This window comes from Oleiharenicola lentus (assembly GCF_051660365.1).
Taxonomy (GTDB): domain Bacteria; phylum Verrucomicrobiota; class Verrucomicrobiia; order Opitutales; family Opitutaceae; genus Lacunisphaera; species Lacunisphaera lenta_A.
This window is the reverse complement of the sequence record NZ_JBOZXB010000001.1, coordinates 1493828-1516101: the sequence shown is the minus strand read 5'-3', so window position 1 is coordinate 1516101 and position 22274 is coordinate 1493828. Positions and strand designations below refer to the sequence as shown.

Here is a 22274-nt window from a genome sequence, read left to right as displayed (position 1 = left end):
TTTACCACGAATGGACACGAAGAGACACGAATGGAGTGCATCAATTTTAATGAGTGAATTCATGCGTGGGCGATCGCGTTTATTCGTGGTTTCCGCTGAATGAAACGCGCGAAATCAAAACCTGCTTCCGCGCCCGCGCGCGTCGATTCGAAGCGCGATCTCGCCGACTTGCAGCGCTCGGTGTGGCAACTCGTGTCTACGCCACTCACGGCGAAAAACCGGATGAAGCCGCGTGTGCACGACGGACGCAAAACCACCAAGGTCGTGGGCGAAATCATCAAGCCGAACGATCGACTCACGTCGTTGGAGCGACTCGAGATTTACAACCGCATGTATTGGTTTCGCGTGCTCGACAGCCTTTACGAAGACTGCCCGGGATTACGCGCGGTGCTCGGCGACCGGAAGTTTATCAAGATGGCCGAGGCTTATATGGTGAAATATCCGTCGCGCTCGCACACGCTGCGAAATCTGCCGGATCGCCTCGCGCGGTTTATTCTCGAGGAGCCGAAGTGGACGCGCCCGCACACGGCGTTGTGCCACGACCTGATGCGCTTCGAATGGGCGCAGGTGGAAGTTTACGATGGCGCGACGCTGCCGTTGTTCACGCCCGATCAACTCGTCGGCGCGAATGTCGCGAAACTCCGGCTCGCGCTGCAGCCCTACTTGCAGCTCTTGGAAGTCGGTTATCCGGTCGACGATTTCCTGATTCACATCAAAAAGCGCGAGGCGCTCCTCCGGGGCGATACGAGCAACGCGCCCACCGGCGTGCGCAGCGAGCGGCAAAAAAAAGTAAAGCTGCCGAAACCGGAGCGTTGCCACGTCGCGGTGCATCGCCATGAGGGGAAAATTTATTTCAAACGCCTCGATCCGGCTGCCGGGAAAATCCTCCTCGCGATTCGCGCCGGCAAACCGCTCGGGGCGGCGCTCGCGGCCGGATTGCCCTCTGGAAAACGGGCCACGAGCGAGGATCTCGCACAACAGGTGCAGACTTGGTTCCGGACGTGGATGCAACTCGGCTGGTTTTGCCGGCGGGAATAATTTTCAGGCGTCCGGCTCCTACTTTTTCGCGCACACCTATGAACTTCCGCACCCTCCTCGTAAAATTCGACGCCCTCTGCTCGCTGCTACAATCACCGCTTTTATTGTTGATCCGTCTTTATTGGGGCTGGTCGTTTGCGCAAACCGGGTGGGGCAAGCTTATGAATATCCAGCGCACGACGGACTATTTCGAATCGCTCAATATTCCGGCGGCCAAGCTCAACGCCATCGCGGCGGGCTCGGTGGAGTGCTTCGGCGGAATTCTGCTGGCGCTGGGTTTGCTCGCGCGACCGGTGAGCGTGCCGCTGATCTTCACGATGATCGTGGCCTACGTGACCGCGGACAACGAAGCGCTGCACGCGATCCTATACGACGCGGATAAATTCGTGACCGCTGCGCCGTTTCTCTTCCTGCTGGCGTCGATGATCGTGCTCGTATTCGGCCCGGGCAAACTGTCACTCGACGCGCTGCTGTTTAAGCCAGACCGCGCGGCGAAGTAGTGCGATCACTCATTTAGCTTTCACGACTTTCGTGCTGGCGATCAGGTCGTGAATGCAGCGCTTGTCGTCGCGGAAGATAAAGCACATGTCCACGATCCCGTAAAACGGCACGCAGGAGGAAATGCAGCCGTTGACGAAAGCGCGCAGCAGAAATGCTTTTACGAAGCCGGGATTTTTGCCGTCGTCGAAATTCACTACGCGCACGCTCATGATGATTTTCCCAATGGTCTGGCCGCGCGTGCTGAGCAAATAGACTTGGAAAATAAACAGGATGACGAACCCAAGGCAGGCCAACGCAACACCCGCGATGGCGAGCCCGGAATAGTCATCGCGGTCGAATCTGGTGAAGACACCGCCGAGTGCCATGAGCGCCAGTCCCGGCATCGCGCTGAATCCGCTCAGGAAAAGATCGATAATGCGTGCAACCAGGCGCGCGCCGCGTCCCGCGAGAGATTCATCTCGATACACGGGTGTGGGTCGGGCACCCGGTGCGGCCGGGGAGCTCACGACGACCGGGGTGGAGGGCAGGGGCGGCACCGCTGAAGGCGCGGCGGTTTGCGCAAACTCAGGAAATTCTCGAAGCGTCTTCCACTCGGTTTCGCCATCGCGACGAGCCCGCGTTTGTAAGTTGGCGCGGCCGCCACGAATCCATTCAGCGATCTTTTCGGTGGCAACCGGGCCGTATTCTTTTCCGTCCGCTCCAAGAATGGTGAACATAGTGAAGCCAGCCTTGGATTGGCCGCGCGCGAGGTCAATCCTGTGACTTGCGCACAGAAATCACTTTCGTGCCGGCGGCGAGATCGTGGAGGCAACGGTGATCTCCACGAAAAATAAAACACGTGTCCACGATCCAAAACAGCATGCCAATCAGCGGGAGTTGCTGCACCAGCGCTGGGAGAAAGCTACGGATGAAAAATCCGCGCAGGAAACCGGCATGCGTCTCATCGGTGTGGCGCACGATGCGCATGCGCAGGAGTAGTTTGCCGACGGATTGCCCGCGGAGTGTGATCAGCGTCATTTGCACAATCACCAGACCGATCAGGAACGGAAATGACTTCGAAAGATTGTCGGCCAGAATCTGGCTCGTGGCGGTAAACGTTTCCTGCATCGACGGCGGCGGATTATCCAGGCTGCGTTCCTGCACGAAGCGGTAGAGCGGAAGGGTGGTCGGGAGAAAACACAGCGTTTTCAGAAGTCCGTCGATCACGGCGCCGGCCAGGCGCAATTCGCGTGGAGCGAGGGCAGTTTCAGTTTTCGAAATTGCGGCGATCGGCGCATTGGCGGGAATGGGTGGTGGCTCCGTCACGACGGGAGGCGTGCTTACGGCAGATGTTGCCGGCGCGTCGCTGAATTCCGGAAAATCTCCGAGACGTTTCCACCCCGTTTCGCCGTCGCGGCGCATTTGCGTTTCGAGATTCGCGCGACCCTCGGCGACCCATTCATGCACCAAGCGGGCCTTGACCGGGCCATATTCTTTTCCGTCTGCGCCGAGAATGATAAACATAAGAGCAACGTGGTTGGCGCTGTGGCTACGTCAACCCCGCTGCTCACTCTTCGCCGTGTTTCTCGTGCACGCGGCGGCGCAGGTGTTTCGTCTGCTTCTTCACTTGCTCGCGGTGCTGCCGTGCGGCGGGGCGGTCGAACTGGCGGATTTCGTGTGCGATCGCGCGGAGAAGGCGTTGATAACTTTCCCAACGCGCCTCGGTGAGCGTGCCGGTTTCCTTCGCGGCGCGCACGGCGCAACCGGGCTCTTGCGTGTGTGTGCAATTGGTGAATTTGCAGCGGTGCGTCAGCGAGATGACGTCGTTGTAATTTTCCGCGAGCGCATCGCCCGCGGCCCATGGCTGAATCTCGCGCATGCCCGGCGTGTCGATGATGATCGCGCCTTCCGGCGTCACGAGCAGTTCGCGCTGCGTGGTGGTGTGCCGACCTTTGCTGTCGTTCTCGCGCACCTCTTGGGTGAACTGCACCTTGTCGCCCATGAGGCGGTTGATAAGCGTGGATTTGCCGACGCCGGACGAACCGAGCAGCGCGACGGTTTTGCCGGGCTCGAGGTAAGGCGTGAGCGCTTTCAAACCGCGGCGCGTCTGTGCGCTGACCACGTGCACGGGCACCGTGGGCGCGGCCTCGCGCAATTCGGCGAGCAATGCATCGGTTTCGTCGGAGAGGTCGGCTTTGTTTAATAAAATCACCGGGCGCGCGCCGCCGGCCCACGTGGTCGCGAGGTAACGCTCCACGCGGTGCAGGTGATAATTCCCGTCGAGTCCGCTGACGATGAAGATGGTGTCGATGTTGGCGGCGACGACTTGCTCGAGCGGTTCGAGGCCGGCGGCGCGGCGCGCGAATTTGGTGCGCCGCGGCAACACGGCGTTGATGGCCACGCGGGAATCGTCGCCCGTTTGCGGCGTCACCACGACCCAATCGCCGATGGCTGGATAAGCCGACGTGGTCTTGGCGGTGTTGAGGAACTTGCCTGAACATTCGCCGAGCTTCGCGCCATTCTCCCCGGTGACTTCGTAATAACCCTTGAGCTCGAGCGTCACGCGCGCGGGCACGCCGCCTTCCGCGGCCAGAGGCGCAAAGGCGTTTGCAAAAAAATCATTCCAGCCGAGTTCGGCGAGGGTCATGCGGGCAGCGTGGCGCGGTTGGAGTCGCGCGCAATCGTGACTTTCCCGAAATTTTGGGCCGCCCGCGTCACCAGAAATTAACCTCGAGGGCGCGAGAAATGCTTTGAGCTGACTGCACTGATTCGTCAGCGATTATTGCGGGTTGAAATTAAACCAACGGAATCGATCACCGGTTCCGTTTTTCGACCAAATAGCCTGGGCCACCTATGAAACTTACGCGTCTCGTTTGTGTTGTTTCTCTCGTCGCGGCGACCACCGCTTCTTCGTTCGCCTTCATCATCACGAGTTACCAGATGGTGCTCGGCAATCCCAGTGGAGCGGGCTCCGGTGCGAGCAACTACCTCATCCAGCGCCCGCAATACGCACTCGGCTACGTGAGCTCGTCGGGCATCCCGAAGTGGGTGGCGTGGAGTCTTTCCTCCGGTGATCAGGGCAGCGGCCGTTACGACGGCAATTTCATCACCGACACCTCGCTGCCCGCTGGAATGAAGCGCGTCACGCATGCCGACTACACGAACAGCGGCTTTGATCGCGGTCACATGTCGCCCAACGCCGACCGCAACATCACGCTCGATCACGCCAAGCAGACTTTTCTCCTCACCAATATCCAGCCGCAGCGGCCGGACAACAATCAGGGCATCTGGGCAAACTTTGAAACCTACTGCCGCAACCTGACCAACAGCACCGGACGCGAAGTGCTCATCATGTCCGGCGGCTACGGTTCCGCCGGCACCATCGGCACGAACTCCGTCACTGTCCCGACTTACAATTGGAAAATCGCGATCCTCGTTCCTGCGGGTTCCGGTTCGCCGATCACTCGGATCAATGCGAATCCTTCTGCCGCCCGCGTCATTGCCTTGCGCGTGCCCAACGTCGCCGGCATCCGCACCACGCCGTGGACGAATTACATCACCACGGCGAGTTCGCTGCAGGGCAGCACGGGGCTGTCGTTTTTCACCGCATTGAATTCCGCTGCCCGCACCACGCTGCTGAACGATCAAGATACCGGCACCAACTAAACTGCCGTCCGGTTTCACCTGTGCCACCGCGTGACCTAAATCGCGCGGTGTTTTTATTTCGATCCGTCTCTTGCCCATGTCACGCCGCTCAGTCGCCTTTGCGGGGTTAACTTTAGTTCTGGGTGCGGTGCTCGCCCTGTGGCTGTGGCTGCCCTCGCACCAGGAAAAGACTCCACCGGTAAGCGCGACTCCTGCGGCTGATTCAACTGCGGCTGCGGGGGTGCTGAATGCGCGCCCGCCGACCGTTTCCGTGCCGCCTGCGCTGGCCAGCGAGCTGGCGCAGTTGCTGGCCATCACGGATCCCGACGAGCGTTTCCGCAAACTCGACGACTTCTGGCGTCAGTGGTTCGCGCGGGATCGCGAAGGCATGTTTGCCGCCATCGCCGGCCTGCCGCCGGGAGATGAGCGTTCGCAGGCGCTGCTCTATTCGTTGTTGGAACTGGCTCGCATCGATCCCGACCGTGCGTTCGAACTCGCGCTGGCGCTCGTGCGCGACGAGCGGGACGGGCCTCTCTTTTCTTCGCTCTTCGACTTTTTCGCTAAACAGGATCTCGCGCGTGCCCGTGAGCGTCTCGCGCGAGTGCCCGCGGGCCCGGGCTTCGAGCCCGCGTGGCGGGCCTACACCGATGCTTATGCCCGCGCCGACCTCGATGCGGCGTTGTCGTGGGCGCAAGGGGTGAACGGCGCGGCGCGTGCGCTCGCGCTGGAGACGACGCTTTATACCTTGGCGGAGAAAGACCCGTTGGCGGCCTTCGAAACTGCGCTGCAAGGCTTGGACGGAGAAGCGCGCGACCGGAGCCTGTATCACGCCTTGATGCAGATCATTCCCTTCGATCCCGCCGGCGCGGCTAAACTGATTTTAACCATGCCGGCCTCGGCTTCACGGGAAATGGCGGCGACTGCGGCGGCGCGTGCCTGGGCAGAAGACGCGCCTGATCTCGCGCTCGCGTGGGCCGCGACATTGCCCAAAGACGCCACAACTTCCGCAGCGCTGGCCACGGCCAATGTCCTGGAAATTTGGGGCCAACGTGACAGCACGGCCGCGAAAGCAGCGCTCGTCGCGTTGCCGGAAGGCGAGGCCCGCGCTGCCGCGGCGGAGCGATTGGCGTCGGCGATAGTGACGAAGACGCCCGAGCAAGCTTTTGATTGGGCGCTGTCGCTGCCCGACGGAATGACTCAAGACCGCGCGCTCGCCGCCGCGGTGTCCGCGTGGGCGCGGCAGGATCCGGCGACGGCGGCAGCGTGGACGATGGCCAGCGGCGCCGGTGATGAACGGGGCGCGTTGCTCGCGGATATTGTGTCGCACTGGGCGGTGCAGGATCTCGCGGCGGCGCAGGGTTACGTGGGCTCGCTAGGTGAAGCCGCCGCGCAAAGCAAAGCGACCGCGGCGCTCATTCCTTATCTCGTGCAAAACGATCCACCTGCCGCGATCGCGTGGGCCCAAGCCCTCGCGCAAACCTCGGTGCGCACCGAGGCCATGCGCGCAGTTTATCGCGCGTGGCTGGTCAACGACCCGGCTGCGGCGCGTGCCTGGGCCAAGTCGGCGGCGGCGCCACCCGATTGGTGAGTGTGTGATTCGCGGCGCTAGCTACGCGGTTCCGCGTATGGGCAGAACGGCGAAATTCGGCGATAGTGCGCATCGTGTATTCCATAAAACGATTTTTTCCGCGATTGTTGTGCATCGTAATTTCCCTCGTGGCGCTGCGACTGGTGGCGCAGGTCACGCAGGTTTCGACGCTCGAAAATCCCCGATACGACATCACGAATCTGCACAACAACACCTACGAAGTCACGGGGCGCGGGTTTCGGTTCACCACCGATGCCAAGACCTACCACTTGGACAGCCTCGTGCTTTCGCTGCAGCACCTGGCGAGCGGCGGCCCCGGAACGGTCAGTGCGCGGTTGATCGTGCTGGAAGGCGCGCAGGTATTTGCTGAGCCGGTCACCTTTACGCACTCGGGCATCGGCTCATCATTTCTAAACGACGTGACGTTCACGCCGACCAACTTGGTCACGTTGATGCCGAACAACACCTTTGCTTTCGAGCTCGTGGCCACGACGGGCTATTATCAGTGGGCGATTACCGAAGACTCCACCGGCTACCAAACTCCCGGCGGGAACGCCTGGACAATGCCGAGCGGGGTGCTGGCCACGGATTCCGGTGGCAGCAGCTGGATGTTGGTGCAAGAAGGCGCGTTTCGCATGCAAGCGAGCGTGCGGGCCACGGAACTCAGCGCGGTGCCGGAGCCGTCGACCTACGCGGCTTTGGCCGGTGGGCTGGCGCTGGGCGCGGTGGCGTTGAAACGCCGCAGTCGTCGCGGGCTGAAGTAAATCGAGCAGCGTTGATCTGCAGATCAGTCCGCAGCTTTAACAGCGGGCGTCGCTGGCTCGAGGAGTTTGACCTTTAGCGTGAGAGTCGTGGACGCGCTTTGAGGATCGTCGGTGGTAACGGTGATCGTCTTTTCCTGCTGACCGGTGCGCGCGCCGATGGTGAAAAGAACCCAAAGCGTGGTTTTCTCGCCGGCCGCGAGTTTGCTGCTTTCCGGATCGGCGGTCGTGCAGCTGCAACTGGTCGTGATGCCGGTGATGGTGACCGGTTTGGTGCCGGTGTTGCGCAGCTCGAATTGGGTCGGCACCGAATCACGCGAGCCACGAATGACTTCGAGGGAAACCTCTTTTTTATCCCAAGTAATCGCAGCCGGCGAATAAAGCGCGGTAAGCAGCCCGAATAAAGCAAGGCAGCGAACCAAAGCGGACAGGGTGATTTTCATGGTTAAGGAAGTAATTCGGTTTCGTCGAACGCCGCGCCGGTGGGCGAGAGCGTGGCGAGCAAACTAAGGCGATACGCGTGCTGGAGCTGATCGACGCGGGCGGCCTTGGCGGCGTCGGGAGTGTGCGGTTCCTGCCAGACGGCTTGCAGCGTGGTGACGGCTTGCGCGCGAAAATCCTGCAACCACTTCGCGTAGTCGAGCGGCAGGCCGAGGCGATGCAGATCGTGAACCGCGGTTTGTCTTTCGGCGGTGCGGAGCTGGTTGAGTTCGGCGAAGCGCGCCGCCCCGATCAGAATTTCAAGTTCACTCGCGGAGAGCGCAGGTTCGGTGGATTGACCGGAGGTTGGATTTACGAAGTCGGGATGCTGCGCGAGAGTGTTGAACTCCTTCTCGCTGGCGTGAAAACCGACGAGTTGCATTCGCCGTAACGCGGCGGCCGGAGCGTTCCATTTCACGTAGTCGGCGAATTCATCCGCAGGCAGGAGTGTGCGCAGTTGGTCGATTAGATCCGCGGGTTTAATCGGGCCGCGTTGCGCAGCGGCGACGATCAAGGTTTCGACTTTTTCGCGCGAGGCGAGCGATAGAAACGACACATTCGGGCCGGCAGACTCCGGGCTAAAAAGCGGCGTGAGTGCGGAGGTCGTTTCCGCGGATGCAAAACTCATTTCCCTCCACACGCCGGACATCTCGGCGTTGAGCTCGTTGAGCCGCGCGAGGCGTTCTGCCTGCAACGCGTGGAGTGCTTTGGCGCCGAGTTCGGTCTCCCAATAATTGGCGCCGTAGCGGCGTTGCTCGATCGCGAGCTCTGCTTTGATCTGTTCGCGCCGATAGTAGGTTTTTAAGGCGGCGAGAGTTTGCGTGGCAGAATCCGCCGTGTTTTTCGATGGGTGAGAAACAGGGTTGGCTGGCGGGGGCGTCGCGGGGGCGGTGGCTGGAGTTTCCGGGAGCAGCCAGACGAGCAGCGCTGAACTCACGAGTGCGAGCAGGGCTGCGGTGTGGGTGGCTTTCATGATGCGAGCGAGATCCAGTTAGAGCTTTGCCAGCACGGCGTCGTCGACCTCGATCGTGCGCGTCTTGCGGAGGGCGCGAGCTTTTTCGGCCAGGAATTTTTCACGTAACATGACCGAGTAATCGCCTTCGACGACGGCGCGGATTTCTTCGTAGGCCGGCGCGGGTTGTCCGGGCGTTTCACGAGGCGGGCCGTAGTTGGCGCGGTGCTTCGCGTGCCACGCGCGCATTTCGGCGTCGTGATTCGGGGCGCGCATCGCGGCGTTTACTTCGTGGTCGATGAGATCCTGCATGGAGAAACGCAGGAGGGCGTTTCGGTTTTGCATGAGTTTGTTTTTGAAAACGGGATCGTCGGCGAGGCCTTTGCGCGCGGCTTCTATGGCCATCAGTTCGGGCACGATGAGCGGTTTCAGCATTTCGAGCAGGCCTTCCGTCATGTGAAGATTGGGACGCGAGTCGGGCAGGCCGGCATAGATCGCGAGGATCTGGCGCACGGAAATCGATTTGTCTTCGTAGCGGGCCAGCACGGCTTCAGGCGTGTCGTTGATGATGGCGTGGAGTTGCGCGTTCGCGGCGGCGGTCGTCGGAATGACCGGGCCGAGGTTTGCGGCAGCGCGCGATTGATCGAGGGCAGCGGCGGATTTTTTCAAGAGCGCGTAGGCTTCGTTGGAGATGCGGATGTCGGCGGCTTCGAAAAGTTGATGCGCGAGCGCCAGAGTGGCGTCGCCGGGTTCGGGGTGCTCGGTGGATTTTTCACTTTCCACGCGTGAAGCGATGAAATCGGTGAGCACCATCGTGTGCGTCGCCTTCATCTGGTTAACAAAACCCGGCGAACGGTCGACGCCTGTGCGGAAGGCTTCGTCGACGTAGAGGTATTCGGAGATCAAATCGTCCATCACCGCGCGTTTTTGCGGGAGGCTCGCGGGATCGGTGATCGTGTTGAGGCGCTCGGCGTCGCGGTAGGCGCGGAGTTCGCTGAGTGGAATTTTGATCGTCTCGTTGATCGTCGCGACGACGGGATTGTTGGCGGAGACGGGTGTGAAATCAAAAAGCCGGCGCGATTCGTCGGCCTGCGCGGATGCAACGAAGATGAGGGCGAGCACGGCCAGTTTCATGCGGAAAAATCTACAAAAACCACGAATGGACACGAAGTGACACGAATGACGGAGCCGGCATGGAGCTCCTCATTGCAGTGCATTTTCATTCGTGTGCCTTCGTGTCCATTCGTGGTTGAGAGATCTGCTTAAGCTTTAAACGTGTTTACCACTGCGCCGGATCGGCGTCGGCGAAGACGGTGCCTTTGCCGACTTTGTCGATCCAGAGCTGGCGATTGGTCGAGCCGGTGGCGTAGCCCTGATCTTTCCAGCTGTTGGCGTAGAGGCCGACGTCCATGCGGTATTGGCGGCCGTCGTTGATGGTCGTCGGTTGGCTGAGGAGTTCGAGCACCTTGGAGCCGTCATACCAGAGTTTGTAGAAACCCGTGGAGTCATTCGTCCACCGCGCCTGGATGACGATGCGGTGCCATACGCCGGCGGTCACCGTGGCGAGGTTCGTGTAGGACACGGTGGTGCGACTGCAGGCGCTCGGGCCGAAGTTGCGGCGGCTCGCGAGTTTGTTACCGGCGATCCAGACCATCGCGGAGGGTTGCCAGTCTTCGCCGCACGAGGAGCCGTTGTAGTTGGCGATGAATTGAAACAGCTGGTATTGCTGCGAGCCGGAAAAATCCCACGCGGCCTGCAGATAAAATGCGAAGCCGTAGAAACCGGTTTCACCGAGCGTGTAGCCGTTGTTGCGCGTCTTCATCGCGTGGTAACGGCCCGAGTAACCGCTATTATAGATAGCTTGGGCTTTGATCGAGGTGCCGGAACCACCGTAGGCGGTGCTGGTGGATTGCGTGATACTGCAATTGGCGTCCAGATTGGAACCGTCCCAATTGGAGAAACCGCCACCGTTGGCAGTGGTGCCGGTGTTGTGGAACGAAGCGACGGCGAGGGAAACTGAGGTCGCGGTGCAAAACGCAGCGGACGCCAGGAGACAGGACACGAAACGTGTTTTCATGGGCTTGAGCTAACTAGGATATCTCCGGGTGTCGTCAGGCGGCGCGAGGGGAGTAGCCGGCCAAACAACTGGGGTGGGGGTATCGGAGGTTCCCGCGAAGATACCGCAATGACGTGTCGCCTGCATCCCTCCTTAGAGGGGCGGGAAGTTACCCAGATAAAATGAACCCTTCGCCAACGCGTGCGTCAGCGAAACGCCCGAGACTACGCCAACAATTGCGCGCCGTCCGGGCCCGGTCGCCAGAAAAGCGCGGTCTTGCCCACGCCACCCACGCAGAGGCAGGGCGCGGCGGTTTCAATTTGCTCGGTGAGCGCGGCGCGGGCGTGGCGATCCTGACCGCCGGTGAAGCGAAGTTTCACGAGCTCGCGCGCCGCGAGTTGTTTATTTAATTCCGCGAGAAATTCCGGCGTGATGCCTTCCTTGCCGACCCACGCGGCGTCGGGTGCGACCTGGCCGAGGCCGCGCAATTTCGTTTTCTGGGCGCCGGTGAGAGCGGGAATTTCTTGGGTCATTTAAAGGTATCCAATGCGAGCTCGCGCCATTGTCCAGCGGGCAGGTCACCGAGATCGAGGTGACCGAACTGCGGGCGATGCAGCGTGAGCACCTCGTTGCCTTGGCTCGCGAACATGCGGCGCACTTGGTGGTAACGCCCTTCGGTGAGCGTGAGTTCGGCTTCGCGCGGGGAAATGATTTTCAGTTCTGCCGGCGCGCACGGCGACGGCTCGTCTTTCAACAGCAGCGTGCCGCTGGCGAAAAGCGGAATCAGGTCGGGCAACACGTCGTCGCGCAACGTGGCGCGGTAAAGCTTTGGCACCTTGTGTTTCGGCGAAGTGAGTTTGTGCACGAGTTCGCTCTGATCGGTGAGCAGGATGAGGCCGCTGGTGTCTTTATCGAGCCGCCCGATGCTCGTGATCTGTGGATTGCGCGCCCGCCAGCGGGTGGGCAGCAGGCTGTAAACATTGGCGCCTTCGCGTTCGTCATGCGAACAAACGAGGCCGGTGGGTTTATTGACCAAGATCAGCACACCATCGGGATGATCGAGCGGTTCGCCGTCGATCCGCACGTGCGCCGCGTGCGCTTTCGCGCCAAAATCCTTCGTGACCTTACCGCTGATCGTCACGCGACCGTCGCGAATCCACGCCCGCGCTTCGCTGCGGGAGCAGTAGCCGAGGTTGGCGAGGAGTTGATCGAGGCGACGCATGGCAGAGAGAACGCGCAGTGAAACGACGATGCGACGAGAGCGCACGCGGAAATTACATCTTTTCGCCGGGTTGGTTCGTAGTAGCGTCGTGCCTCTGAAACTTGTGCTGATTCTCACCCTTTCTCTTCTGGTTGCCGCGCTTTCCCTCCTCACCTGGCGGCAGGCGCCGGATTCGATGCTGGTGTGGAAGCTGGCGATTGTGGCCGGGGAATTTGGACACTGGCTGGTGCTGGCGCCGGTCGGACTGGGGATCTGGGCGTTCTGTTCGCTTGAGGGTGCAGGGCGTTGGACGGCACTGGCTTTGTGTGGGGTGGCGGTTGTGGGATTTGTCCGCCCGGTTGTCAGCGCGCGAAAGATTGCTGAAAAACTGCCGCAGGAATTGAGCACGGCATTGGGAGGCCGCGTCTCGACGAACGCGCCGTTCGATTTCGGCTGGCTGTATCGCGGTTCGGCAATCCCCGCGGAGCAAGTCACCACGGAAGTCTTTTCGCGACCAGCGGGGCAGGAGCTGAAACTGGATTTTTATCGCCGCTCGAATCCGCGCGAGACGGACACAACGATGCGGCCGTGTCTCGTCGTGATTCACGGCGGCGGCTGGGACGGCGGCGATCGCACGCAACTCGCGGCGTGGAACCGCCGGTGGGTCGCGCGGGGCTATGTGGTGGCGGCGATCAGTTATCGACTGGCTCCGCAATTTATCTGGCCGGCGCAGCGCGAAGACGTGAGGGCGGCAATTGATTTTCTAAAAACGAATTCGAAGCGACTCGGGATCGATTCGCAGCGATTCGTGATCATCGGGCGTTCCGCCGGCGGACAATTGGCGACCGCGGTTGGTTACGGTGCGCGCGATCCGGCGATTCGCGGGGTGATCGCGCTTTATGCGCCGCATGACATGCCCTTTGCGTGGTCGGTGTCGCGCGAGGACGACGCGCTAAACTCGATCAAACTGTTCCGCCAATACTTCGGTGGTCCGCCGGACACGCCGGAACGTTTAAAGCGTTACGAAGAAGCGAGTGGTCAGTTGTTGGCGCGCGCGGACTCGCCGCCGACGCTCCTCGTGCACGGCAATCCCGACACGCTGGCGTGGGTGCGGCACAGCGAACGCCTCGACGTGCGACTCAACGAACTCGGCGTAAAACATTATTTCCTGCGCCTGCCGTGGGCCACGCACGGTTTCGATTTCAATCCCGACGGCCCGTCCGGCCAGCTCACCGATTACGCGATCGAGTATTTCCTGCAGCAGGTGACGCGGTTAGTGGCCGGCCAATTGACACTTAATAAGTGTCAACTCGGTTTGAGCTGAAATTCATTCTGCCGGCCTGCTCATCGGCGAATTGACACCTATTAAGTGTCAATTGGGTTGGTGACGTAACCCGTGACTAACCGTGGATTGTGGCAGGGCCTGATCTCCGGGCAGGTCGAATGGCATCGCGAATCCTGACGGCCCGCTCGGAGATCGGTCCCTACCAAGTGAAGCGCACGCCGGCGTTCGCGAAACGCGGGGTGCCGGTGTTGACGAGGCCGTCGGCGCTGCGGCCGGTTTCGATGCGGGTGTCGGTGAGGTTTTCGAGGTTGGCGAAAATTTCTGCGCGCGGGGTGATGGCGTAACTCGCGCCGAGGTCGATGATGACGACTTCGCCGAGGATGAGTTGGTTTTCGTCGTCCTCGAATTGCCGGCTCAGCCAGCGGAGGCGCGGCGTTACGGTCAGACCAAACGGCGCGCGCCAACTGGCGCCGAGGGTCGCGGTGTGGCGCGGAACTTGCGCGAGGCGTTTGCCTTCGAGAGGCGGTGCGAGCGCGGCGCGTTGCACGGTGGCGTCGTTGTAAAGATAAGCGGCGTCGAGCGAGAGCACGGACGTGACTTGCCATTTGCCAGTCAACTCCACGCCGCGCACGCGGAGGCGGTCGAGGTTGAGACGTTGGCGACCGACGCCGCCGGCAGGAATGAAACCGAACAAGGGAAATGTGCCGGGGCCGCGCTCGAGGGTGACGTTGCCCACGGCGTCGCGGAATTCGTTGTGAAACACCGCACCCCCGAGCGTGAGCGTGCCGCGCGTGTAATCGGTGCCGACTTCGAAGCTTGCGACGTGTTCGGTTTCGAGTGCGGCATTGGCTTCCGTGATGACGTTGCCGACGCGGAAGGGACGATAGAGTTCATTGAGCGTGGGCCGGCGAAACGCATACTGGGCCGCCGCGCGCAGCCGCCATGTTTCCGTGGCCTGCCAGACCAGGCCCGCGCTTGGGCTGAATTCCACGCCGTCGCGATCAGCGTAGTGGTCGTCGCGCGCGATGATACCGGTGGCGACTTCCTGCTCGCGACGGTGGCCGTCGGTTTCGCGCCAGTAATCGAGGCGACCGCCGAGTGTCGCGCGCCAGTTTGCCGCGAGCGACTGTTCGTGGAGCGCGAAAATCCCCGCGAAATCTTGCGTGCCGCCCGCGACGCGTTGGCGAGTGAAAGCGCCATTGCTGAAACTGTAATGTTCGCGCGTCTCACCGCGCACGTGGCGGAGGTCGGTGCCAAAATTCGTGCGGCTGCCGCTGGCGTGCGTCCACGCAGCAGTCCACGCACCGCCGAGCGCGACGGCGGGCACGGCGAATTGATCGCTCGCCGGCGTTTCGGCGGTGCGCGTCGCGTTGATCGAGGTGAATGTGCTGCTGAAAACCTGGTCTTGCGCGTAAGCGAGTGCGCTCCACGAAAAGTTTTTTTGTGGCGACACATCGAGTTTTACAGAGCCAAAATTTTCGCGCGATGCGTTGCGTTGCGCCGGCGTGCCGTTGCCGCGTTTTTCCGCAAATGATCGGCCGGTGATCGTGAGCGTCGCGTCGGTGGAGAATTGCTGGCGCCAGCGGCTGGTGAGCCAGTGGTGACGGCTCCACGCACCGATATCGATCGGGCCGCGGTCTTCGGGCGCGACCAGGGAAAATCCGTTGGTGTCGAAATCGCGCCCGGAAATTTGCAGCGTGGAGTTCCCCACCACTTGGTTGACGCCGAGTTCGGCGGAGCGCGTGGAAAAATCTCCGGCGCTCGCGACCAACCCGCCGCCCGATTGCGTGGGAAATTCCGTCAGCACTTGCACGACGCCGCCAAGTGACGCGTTGCCCCAGGCCGTGGCGCCGCCACCGCGGACGAGTTCGACGCTCGCGAGGGATTCGCGGGAGATTTTACTCCATGTGACCCAGCCGCCGAACGGATCGTTGAGCGGCACGCCGTCTAGCAACACAAGCGAACGGCTCGCGCCGCTCGGGCCGAGTCCGCGCAGCGAGACGCCTTGCGCGGTTGGGTTGGCGGTGAGGCTGTCGCTGCGCCGAAACAAGCTGAAGCCCGGCACGCTCCGCAATGCGCCGTCGAGCGTGGTAGCGGGTGAGGCGCGCAAGGCGGTTGCGTCTAACCTGACTTGCGAGAACGGCACGTTCGCCGCCTTCTGCGGCCCGCGCGTGGCGGTGATGATGACCGGATCGAGCGTAAGCGTTTGCGCGCAGGCGAGCAGTGCACGGCTGGCCGCAAGCAAGGTGAGAAGATGGCGCACGGTCATTCGCATCGCAGCGAACATTGCGCTGATCCTCAGTTATTCAAGTCGGGTGCGCGTCACGCCGGCGGGACGACGGCTAGTTTAAGCTGGCGTCGGAGGGCGCGATACGGGATGCGTTGCGCACACATGGCCAATTGGGAATACAAGGTAATCAGCAGCGGCAAGGGCGGATTCGCGACGCCGGCGCTGATGGAAAAATTTATCAACGATCTGGGACAGGAACAGTGGGAAATTATCAATTTCCATACGCCCCCGGACAACTCGCTCGCTTTCACCGGTCTCGCGCGGCGCCCGACGCAACGCGACTGGACGCTCGAAGATGCCGCCGCCGCCGCCGCGCGCGCTGAAACGGACAAACTCCGCGCCGAGTTCGAAGCGAAGTTCAAAGCCGGTATTTCCGGGGCGAATGCGGGCGCCACAGCCGCGGAAGAAAAAGCGGAGAATTTTGCCGAGGAAAAAGCGGCCGCCGACGACGGTTTCCGCCGTCCGGTCGACACCTCGCGCGACGGCGATCCGGATGCACCCGAGCACACCGAAGATGAATGGCAAAAACTCTCCGCCGAGGATGAGTTGCCGACGTTCTTCGATGCGCTCAAGCCGCACATGCGTCGCAATCAACGTGGCCCGGGCATGTCCGTGGGTCTCGATTTTCTAGCGAAGAAATGGAAGTTGGAAGAATCCGACGTCAAAACTGCGCTCGTGGAGTGCGGCCTGCAGATTCCGGCGGACGAAAATGCGAAGCCCGTTTACATCGAATACGACGGCGATCTTTTCTGGGTGAACATCAACCGTCGCGGCGAGATCTGGCTGAATACGCGCGAGAAACCCGAGCCGGTGTTCCGCATCATCGAAGGCAAACGTCTCACCGAAGAAGAAACCGCCGTAGTCGAAGCGAGCATGGGCGGCAGCCAGCAACATCACGCGCCTGCGCAGCAATCTCACGAAGCGCGCGAGCCACGTCCGCAGCCCGAGCGTCGCGAACAAGCTCCGCGTCAACCGCAGCAACCAGCGGCGCAACCGGCGCCGGCCCAGCCTCGCGCTGAAAATCAGCAACCGCAGGGCGAGAAAACTTTTCTCGCGAAAGTGCGCAGCATGATGCGTCGAAATCGTCGTGGTCGCGGCGGTTCGGGCAGTTTCCAATTCCTCACGAAAGCCTTGAAACTCGATGAAGCGGGCTTGCTGGCCAAGCTCGGCGAGTTCGGCCTGCGCCTCGATGAGAGCGGCAAGCACGTCATCGCGAACGAAGGCGGTTTCGATTACTGGCTGAATAAAAATTCGCGCGGCGAAATCTGGATCAACGCCGAGGAATCACGCGGCGGTGGCGGCCAACCCGCGGCGTCAGCGCCGGGCGAAGGCGCCTCGGCGGCCGCGGTTAATGCTGACTCTGAATCCGGTGAAAAATCTACTTACGTCATGCCGGATGGTCCGGCGGGCGACGCGCACGATGCCGGCCCGATGGGCAATGTGTTCGCGCCCAAGTCAAAAGCGGTGGAAGAGGTTCAGCCGCTTCCGGTGAATACTTTGTCGGCGGTGCGTTTGCTCATGGAGCCGAAAAAGCGCGGCGAAGGCGTCACGGCGCCAATTCCCGAACTCGCGGAAAAATTGGAAAAATCCGAGGACCAAATTCTCGCAGCCCTCGCGGCGGCGGGCTTGGAATTACCGGCTTCGCCCAAAGACAAACCGACATTCGCTGAACTCAACGGCGAGATTTTCTGGCTCAATGTAAACGCGAAGGGCCAGGTCTGGCTCAACGCGAAGGCGTCGAAGAAGACGAAGAGCAAGAAGTCGGCTGAGTGAGTAGAGTGGGTGGGTGTGTGTTTAGGTTTTAAAGTTTCTACGGGTAGGGCCTGACCTCCGGGCAGGCCGTTTGCATGGGGATATCCTGACGGCGGGCCCGGAGGTCGGGCCCTATCAACGCAATCCTGTGCTCACTACGCGCCCGGTGTCGGAAATGGTGCGCCGGAGGTGTGGAAACGCGTGAGGCCGGAGAGTTGATCGGCGATTTTACGATCCGATCGGCAATACAACATGCGGCCGGTGCCACCGGACTGCCGTTGCGTTTGGGCCCAGTGATCGAAAATGCCCGGCATCACGAGGCGCACGGTCGGTTCATCGAGTCCCTGACTGGCACGTTTGGCCGCGTAGTCGGGATTTCGCTGCGTGAGTTCCGCGTCGAATTCCGGCGCGAGCACGTTTGCCGTTGGGGTCTTGTGCGTGTGCGTGCGCAACTCCACCCACCATTCGTGGCTGTTCGTGACCTTGCCCGCGATCGGCCGGACGCTCAGCGGAGCGACGTGAAAATTTACCGCCTGCCAGCCGTTGCGGTGACACACCGTGACGAGCGTTTCGAGCAGTTCGCGTTCACTGACGTGTTCGCCGAATTTGTTTAATTGCAGGCGCGTGCGCCCGGCGAATTGCAGGCGCGGCGGCTCCGTGGAGACGAAGCGCACGATATCGCCCGTCACGTAACGGCACAGCCCCGCCGGGGTCGTGACGATGATCACATAATCAACGCCGGCCTGCACTTTTTCCAACGGCACGCATTCCGTGCCTGCGTGGGCCAGCGATTCCTCGGAGAAACGGCGCAGCGGAAGAAATTCAAAAAAGATTCCCGTATCGGTCAACAAACGGAGCGCGGTCGGCGTGCCTTCATCCTGTGCAGCGAAAATCCCTTCGCTCGCCGAGTAGATCTCGTGGAAATGCACCGTGGGGCCGAGCGACGCACGCAACGCCTCGGCAAACAAGCCCAGCGATGCGCCGGTGAAGGCGCAGCATTCGAGATTCGGCCACACCGCTTGCAGGTGCGTCATGCGGCGCTTGGCGCTGCTCGCGGTGTCGCGCACGGCTTGGGCGAGCGCAAGGATCGCGGTCGGGGTGCCGCCGACGAGGGTGACATCGCGCGCCACCATTTCACGGGCGACGGCGGTGGTCTTAGCTTTTCCCTCGGGCAGGTCGGCGGTCGCACGCGACGGTGCGTAGAGATTGGCTTCCGTCCACGGCGAGAGACATAGGGCCAGCATTCCGTCGAGTGAAGTGCGGTAAATGCCCTTCGTTTCTTTGAGCGCGGTGCTGTTGCCGATGTGCACCTGGCGGCCGAGAAAAACTCCCGCATGGCCGGTGTTAGCGGAATACAGCAGCAGTGAATCGCGCAAGCCGTGGCGGAAATGCGCGAGCATCTCCTCGGGCACGGGCAGCACTTTAGCGGTGTCTCCCGTCGTGCCCGCCGTCTCGACGAAAAACTGACACCGGCCCGGCGTTAGCACGTTGGCTTCGCCAGTGAGCATACGTTCGATCAGCGGACGGAAATACTCGTGGGTGCGCGGCGGAACTTGGTCGCGGAACTGGTCGTAGGAGGTTCCTGATTTAAGGCGATGGACGCGGCCAAATTCGGTCGAGCCGAACTGCGCCATGAGTTGCGCGAACGCGGCTTTTTGCGACGCCTGACTGTAGCCGGAGGATTTGAGCTGGCGGGCAAATTTAGACGCGCGGTAGCCAGCCCAGAGGTTGACCAAAAATCGCGGCGCCAGCGTCATTGCGCGTGCATTGAACGCTCCGCAGTCGCGAATGCGACTGAGATTTTCATGCGAACACACAGGAAAATACCCTAATGCGGGATTGCCGTGCCCCACGCGCGAGCCACGCTGGTTTTTCCATGCCGTTGCCGCCAGTCCTTTACGAAGACGACACCCTGATCGCGTTCGAAAAACCGAGCGGCATGCTGATCGCGCCCGACCGCTGGGATAAATCGCGCGAGAATCTCATGGACCTCGTGCACGACAAGCTGGGGCACCACGTCGCCAACGTGCACCGCATCGATGCTGACACGAGTGGCGTCGTGCTGTGCACCAAGACGAAGCTCGCGCTCGATTTCGTGAGCGGCCAGTTCCAGTCGAAAAGCGTCGGGAAAATCTACCACGCGATCACGACGGCGATTCCCGCGAGCGACAGTTACACCGTCGATCTCGTCATCAAAGAGGACGAAGCGAAACCCGGCCGGATGTGCGTGGTGAAAAAACACGGCAAGGCCAGCACGACGCATTGCACCGTGTTGGAAAAATTCCCGCAACCCGCCGGGCGGACGAGTTTCGCCTACGTGGAATGCCGGCCGCTGACGGGCCGCACGCACCAGATCCGCATCCACCTCGCGGCGACCGAAACGCCGATTCTCAACGATCCTTTTTACGGCACCGATGCGAAGCTGATGCTCTCCGATCTCAAGCGCGGTTACAAAGGCCGCGTGGACGAAAAGCCGCTGATCGCGCGCCTCGCGCTGCATGCGGGATCGTTGACCTTCAAACATCCCGCGACCCGCGAATCGGTTACGATTACGTCACCGCTGCCCAATGATTTCGAAGTGGCGTTGAAATATTTGCGAAAATTCGCCGAAGGAAAGCGCCGCTGATTTTTGTTTCGTGGCAGGGCTTTACTTGAAGCTCGAAGCGCGGTTGGCTGGCGGCAATCCAGAGTAGCATGAGTTCCCAGAGCCCGGTTAACCATTTCATCGACGCAGATCAGGTCGGCTGGATCGTGTTCGACGATCCCAACGGACGCGCGAACATCTTTAATCCTACCACGCAAGCGGCGTTGGGCGAAGCGATCGAGGCCTTGAAAAAAGCTGCGCCCAAGGCGGTCGTGCTGATCAGTGCGAAGGAGAAGATTTTTATCGCAGGCGCAGATTTGAAATGGCTCGCGAAGCTCTCGAGTGTCGCGGAGGCGGAGACAGCATCGCACGCCGGCCAACGATTATTCGCGCGCTTGGAAACGCTCGGCGTGCCGGTGGTCTGCGCGATTCACGGGGCGTGTGCGGGCGGTGGCTATGAAATGGCGCTGGCGTGCGACTGGCGAATCGCGAGTGACGCGAAGGAAACGGTGATCGGGCTGCCCGAAGTCGGTATCGGCCTGATTCCGGGTTGGGGCGGCTGCGCGCGTTTGCCGCGTTTGATTGGCGTGATGGCGGCGGTGGAACATATTTTAAAGGCGGCGTTGGTGCCGTCGGCGGAAGCCTTGCGCGTTGGGCTGGTCGACGAGGTCGTGCTGGCGGCGGAACTTAAGGAAAAAGCGAAAGCCGCCGCGTTGCGTCTCGCGAGCGAAGGGAAGCCGCAGCGCCCGACGGTGGCGGTCGTGGAGGAAGGTTTCTTTGCGAACCAGATCAAAACGGTCGCCGGGCGGATGCGCGGCCAGCCGGCGCCGCTGGCGGTGCTGGGCGCGATCGGCCAGTCGATCGGGGTGTCGCTGGAAAAAGCGCTGGAGATCGAAGCGAGTAATTTTGGCGGAGTCGCCGCCGGTGAAGTCGCAAAGAATTTGATCCAGGTGTTTTTCCTGAAAGACGCGGTGAAAAAGAGCACGATGGACGCGTGGTTTCCCAACGAGCCGGCGACGGTGTTGTCTGCGCCGTCCGCGACGGCACCGTTTCAAATTATCGGCGTGATCGGCGCGGGGGTGATGGGTTCGGGCATCGCGCAGTGGTGCGTGATGCACGGCTACGGCGTGATGTTGTGCGACTCGAATGGCGAGGCGCTCGATCGCGGCGTGGCGGTGATTCGTGCGCTGTTTGCCGATTTGGTGAAGCGTGGGAAGATGACCTCCGCCCAGGCGCACAAATCCACGGGCAGCATCGGCATTACGACTTCGGTGGAGGATTTGGAGAGCTGCGATCTGATTATTGAGGCGATCGTCGAAGACGTCGCGGCGAAGCGCAAAGTTTACGCGCAACTTTCGAAAGTGCTGCCGCCGGAGTGCTTGGTGGCGTCGAATACTTCCGCGCTGCCGATCGATGAAATCATGGCACCGCTCGCGGGCCAGGAGCGCACGCTGGGGTTGCATTTTTTTAATCCAGTCGGACGGATGCCGCTGGTCGAGATGGTGGTGAGTCCGCACACCTCTCGCGCAACGGCGGATCGCGCGCTGGCGTTTGTGAAGAAGCTCGGCAAGACGCCGGTGATCTGCCGCTCGTCGCCGGGGTTTTTCGTCACGCGCGTTTTGTTTTTCTATCTCAACGAAGCTTGTCGTCTTTGGGAGCAAGGTGTGCCGACAGAGACACTTGATCGGGCGATGCGTGACTGGGGCTGGCCGATGGGGCCGATGCGGTTGATCGACGAAGTCGGCGTGGACGTGACGGATTTTATTTACGGGGAAATGAAGCACTATTTCCCGGAGCGCTTTCTCCCGACCAGTGTGTGCGGGAAGTTGCTCGCGGCTGGACTGCGTGGTCGAAAGAATGGCACGAGTGCGGGCTTCTATGCGTTTGCCGAGGGCGAGAAATTGAACCCGGCGGTGGAGCAATTCGCCCCCGCGGCGAAAATCGACATGTCGGACGAAGCCATCGCGGCCAAGCTCAACGGCGTCATGATCGAGGAAACGAAACGTGTGTTGGCGGAAGGCGTGTTGAAATCGCCGGATGACGCCGATCTGGCGTTGCTGATGGGTGCGGGCTTTCCGGCGTTTCGCGGCGGACTGATGCGTTACGCGCGGAGCGTGGAGATGGCGTGAGCGGATAACGCTGAGCCACGAATTTCACGAATC

Annotated in this window: 20 protein-coding genes; 9 read left to right on the top strand and 11 right to left on the bottom strand. The window is 61.3% G+C overall.

What is annotated here, in order from left to right; genetic code table 11:
- Nucleotides 1–99: 99 nt before the first annotated feature.
- Together ACRRQW_RS05500 and ACRRQW_RS05495 are read left to right on the top strand one after the other, a co-directional pair.
- Nucleotides 100–1038 carry an HvfC/BufC family peptide modification chaperone gene (locus ACRRQW_RS05500; RefSeq protein ID WP_438480260.1) on the top strand — a complete coding sequence of 313 codons (939 nt, stop codon included), beginning with the start codon at nt 100–102 and terminating at the stop codon, nt 1036–1038.
- A gap of 38 nt (nt 1039–1076) precedes the next feature.
- Entirely contained in the window at nt 1077–1538 is a 462-nt protein-coding gene (locus ACRRQW_RS05495) for a DoxX family protein (RefSeq protein WP_438480259.1), read from the top strand.
- A gap of 9 nt (nt 1539–1547) precedes the next feature.
- Here ACRRQW_RS05495 and ACRRQW_RS05490 read toward each other — a convergent pair whose 3' ends face one another.
- The 3 genes from ACRRQW_RS05490 to rsgA are packed head-to-tail and all read right to left on the bottom strand — an operon-like array spanning nt 1548 to nt 4165.
- Nucleotides 1548–2255 carry an RDD family protein gene (locus tag ACRRQW_RS05490; protein WP_438480258.1) on the bottom strand — a complete coding sequence of 236 codons (708 nt, stop codon included), beginning with the start codon at nt 2253–2255 and terminating at the stop codon, nt 1548–1550.
- 34 nt (nt 2256–2289) lie between these two features.
- Entirely contained in the window at nt 2290–3042 is a 753-nt protein-coding gene (locus ACRRQW_RS05485; RefSeq protein ID WP_438480257.1) for an RDD family protein, read from the bottom strand.
- A 43-nt stretch (nt 3043–3085) separates the two neighbouring features.
- A complete protein-coding gene (rsgA, locus tag ACRRQW_RS05480) occupies nt 3086–4165 on the bottom strand; it encodes a ribosome small subunit-dependent GTPase A (protein WP_438480256.1) in 1080 nt (359 codons plus the stop codon).
- Nucleotides 4166–4371: 206 nt separating this feature from the next.
- Between rsgA and ACRRQW_RS05475 the strand changes: the two genes are divergently transcribed.
- The 3 genes from ACRRQW_RS05475 (at nt 4372) to ACRRQW_RS05465 (ending at nt 7515) form a co-directional block, all read left to right on the top strand.
- On the top strand, nt 4372–5184 hold the full coding sequence (locus ACRRQW_RS05475; RefSeq protein WP_438480255.1) for a DNA/RNA non-specific endonuclease: 813 nt from the start codon (nt 4372–4374) through the stop codon (nt 5182–5184).
- A gap of 76 nt (nt 5185–5260) precedes the next feature.
- Nucleotides 5261–6751, top strand: coding sequence for a hypothetical protein (locus tag ACRRQW_RS05470; protein ID WP_438480254.1), 1491 nt, complete (start codon nt 5261–5263; stop codon nt 6749–6751).
- Between the two features lie 74 nt (nt 6752–6825).
- Nucleotides 6826–7515, top strand: coding sequence for a choice-of-anchor R domain-containing protein (locus tag ACRRQW_RS05465; RefSeq protein WP_438480253.1), 690 nt, complete (start codon nt 6826–6828; stop codon nt 7513–7515).
- A gap of 23 nt (nt 7516–7538) precedes the next feature.
- Here ACRRQW_RS05465 and ACRRQW_RS05460 read toward each other — a convergent pair whose 3' ends face one another.
- The 6 genes from ACRRQW_RS05460 to ACRRQW_RS05435 all read right to left on the bottom strand — a co-directional run bounded on the left by ACRRQW_RS05460 (nt 7539) and on the right by ACRRQW_RS05435 (nt 12222).
- Nucleotides 7539–7955 (bottom strand): DUF1573 domain-containing protein, encoded by a 417-nt coding sequence (locus ACRRQW_RS05460; protein ID WP_438480252.1) that lies wholly within the window; start codon nt 7953–7955, stop codon nt 7539–7541.
- 2 nt (nt 7956–7957) lie between these two features.
- Nucleotides 7958–8965 (bottom strand): hypothetical protein, encoded by a 1008-nt coding sequence (locus ACRRQW_RS05455; RefSeq protein ID WP_438480251.1) that lies wholly within the window; start codon nt 8963–8965, stop codon nt 7958–7960.
- Nucleotides 8966–8983: 18 nt separating this feature from the next.
- Nucleotides 8984–10078, bottom strand: coding sequence for a hypothetical protein (locus tag ACRRQW_RS05450; protein WP_438480250.1), 1095 nt, complete (start codon nt 10076–10078; stop codon nt 8984–8986).
- A 145-nt stretch (nt 10079–10223) separates the two neighbouring features.
- The gene (locus ACRRQW_RS05445; RefSeq protein WP_438480249.1) at nt 10224–11021 is read right to left on the bottom strand and encodes a polysaccharide lyase; all 798 of its coding nucleotides are present in this window, start codon (nt 11019–11021) and stop codon (nt 10224–10226) included.
- Nucleotides 11022–11224: 203 nt separating this feature from the next.
- A complete protein-coding gene (locus ACRRQW_RS05440; protein WP_438480248.1) occupies nt 11225–11533 on the bottom strand; it encodes a YhbY family RNA-binding protein in 309 nt (102 codons plus the stop codon).
- Entirely contained in the window at nt 11530–12222 is a 693-nt protein-coding gene (locus tag ACRRQW_RS05435) for a pseudouridine synthase (RefSeq protein WP_438480247.1), read from the bottom strand. Before ACRRQW_RS05435 ends, ACRRQW_RS05440 begins: the two co-directional genes overlap by 4 nt.
- Before the next feature lie 88 nt (nt 12223–12310).
- On the opposite strand from ACRRQW_RS05435, the gene ACRRQW_RS05430 reads away from it, so the two are divergent.
- Nucleotides 12311–13525, top strand: a complete 1215-nt coding sequence (locus ACRRQW_RS05430; RefSeq protein WP_438480246.1) for an alpha/beta hydrolase — start codon at nt 12311–12313, stop codon at nt 13523–13525.
- A 160-nt stretch (nt 13526–13685) separates the two neighbouring features.
- Here ACRRQW_RS05430 and ACRRQW_RS05425 read toward each other — a convergent pair whose 3' ends face one another.
- Nucleotides 13686–15749 (bottom strand): TonB-dependent receptor, encoded by a 2064-nt coding sequence (locus ACRRQW_RS05425; RefSeq protein ID WP_438480245.1) that lies wholly within the window; start codon nt 15747–15749, stop codon nt 13686–13688.
- 129 nt (nt 15750–15878) lie between these two features.
- Here ACRRQW_RS05425 and ACRRQW_RS05420 point away from each other — a divergent pair, with 129 nt between their 5' ends.
- On the top strand, nt 15879–17549 hold the full coding sequence (locus ACRRQW_RS05420; protein ID WP_438480244.1) for a hypothetical protein: 1671 nt from the start codon (nt 15879–15881) through the stop codon (nt 17547–17549).
- A 134-nt stretch (nt 17550–17683) separates the two neighbouring features.
- Here ACRRQW_RS05420 and ACRRQW_RS05415 read toward each other — a convergent pair whose 3' ends face one another.
- On the bottom strand, nt 17684–19285 hold the full coding sequence (locus tag ACRRQW_RS05415; protein ID WP_438480243.1) for a GH3 family domain-containing protein: 1602 nt from the start codon (nt 19283–19285) through the stop codon (nt 17684–17686).
- 119 nt (nt 19286–19404) lie between these two features.
- Here ACRRQW_RS05415 and ACRRQW_RS05410 point away from each other — a divergent pair, with 119 nt between their 5' ends.
- Together ACRRQW_RS05410 and ACRRQW_RS05405 are read left to right on the top strand one after the other, a co-directional pair.
- Nucleotides 19405–20154 carry an RluA family pseudouridine synthase gene (locus tag ACRRQW_RS05410; RefSeq protein ID WP_438480242.1) on the top strand — a complete coding sequence of 250 codons (750 nt, stop codon included), beginning with the start codon at nt 19405–19407 and terminating at the stop codon, nt 20152–20154.
- 68 nt (nt 20155–20222) lie between these two features.
- Nucleotides 20223–22241 carry a 3-hydroxyacyl-CoA dehydrogenase NAD-binding domain-containing protein gene (locus ACRRQW_RS05405; protein WP_438480241.1) on the top strand — a complete coding sequence of 673 codons (2019 nt, stop codon included), beginning with the start codon at nt 20223–20225 and terminating at the stop codon, nt 22239–22241.
- Nucleotides 22242–22274: the final 33 nt, after the last annotated feature.

Bases quoted from the DNA above. Each gene is read 5' to 3' on its own strand.
- ACRRQW_RS05500 (WP_438480260.1), top strand. From the start codon at position 100: ATGAAACGCGCGAAATCAAAACCTGCTTCCGCGCCCGCGCGCGTCGAT.
- ACRRQW_RS05495 (WP_438480259.1), top strand. From the start codon at position 1,077: ATGAACTTCCGCACCCTCCTCGTAAAATTCGACGCCCTCTGCTCGCTG.
- ACRRQW_RS05490 (WP_438480258.1), bottom strand. From the start codon at position 2,255: ATGTTCACCATTCTTGGAGCGGACGGAAAAGAATACGGCCCGGTTGCC.
- ACRRQW_RS05485 (WP_438480257.1), bottom strand. From the start codon at position 3,042: ATGTTTATCATTCTCGGCGCAGACGGAAAAGAATATGGCCCGGTCAAG.
- rsgA (WP_438480256.1), bottom strand. From the start codon at position 4,165: ATGACCCTCGCCGAACTCGGCTGGAATGATTTTTTTGCAAACGCCTTT.
- ACRRQW_RS05475 (WP_438480255.1), top strand. From the start codon at position 4,372: ATGAAACTTACGCGTCTCGTTTGTGTTGTTTCTCTCGTCGCGGCGACC.
- ACRRQW_RS05470 (WP_438480254.1), top strand. From the start codon at position 5,261: ATGTCACGCCGCTCAGTCGCCTTTGCGGGGTTAACTTTAGTTCTGGGT.
- ACRRQW_RS05460 (WP_438480252.1), bottom strand. From the start codon at position 7,955: ATGAAAATCACCCTGTCCGCTTTGGTTCGCTGCCTTGCTTTATTCGGG.
- ACRRQW_RS05455 (WP_438480251.1), bottom strand. From the start codon at position 8,965: ATGAAAGCCACCCACACCGCAGCCCTGCTCGCACTCGTGAGTTCAGCG.
- ACRRQW_RS05450 (WP_438480250.1), bottom strand. From the start codon at position 10,078: ATGAAACTGGCCGTGCTCGCCCTCATCTTCGTTGCATCCGCGCAGGCC.
- ACRRQW_RS05445 (WP_438480249.1), bottom strand. From the start codon at position 11,021: ATGAAAACACGTTTCGTGTCCTGTCTCCTGGCGTCCGCTGCGTTTTGC.
- ACRRQW_RS05440 (WP_438480248.1), bottom strand. From the start codon at position 11,533: ATGACCCAAGAAATTCCCGCTCTCACCGGCGCCCAGAAAACGAAATTG.
- ACRRQW_RS05435 (WP_438480247.1), bottom strand. From the start codon at position 12,222: ATGCGTCGCCTCGATCAACTCCTCGCCAACCTCGGCTACTGCTCCCGC.
- ACRRQW_RS05420 (WP_438480244.1), top strand. From the start codon at position 15,879: ATGGCCAATTGGGAATACAAGGTAATCAGCAGCGGCAAGGGCGGATTC.
- ACRRQW_RS05415 (WP_438480243.1), bottom strand. From the start codon at position 19,285: ATGACGCTGGCGCCGCGATTTTTGGTCAACCTCTGGGCTGGCTACCGC.
- ACRRQW_RS05410 (WP_438480242.1), top strand. From the start codon at position 19,405: ATGCCGTTGCCGCCAGTCCTTTACGAAGACGACACCCTGATCGCGTTC.
- ACRRQW_RS05405 (WP_438480241.1), top strand. From the start codon at position 20,223: ATGAGTTCCCAGAGCCCGGTTAACCATTTCATCGACGCAGATCAGGTC.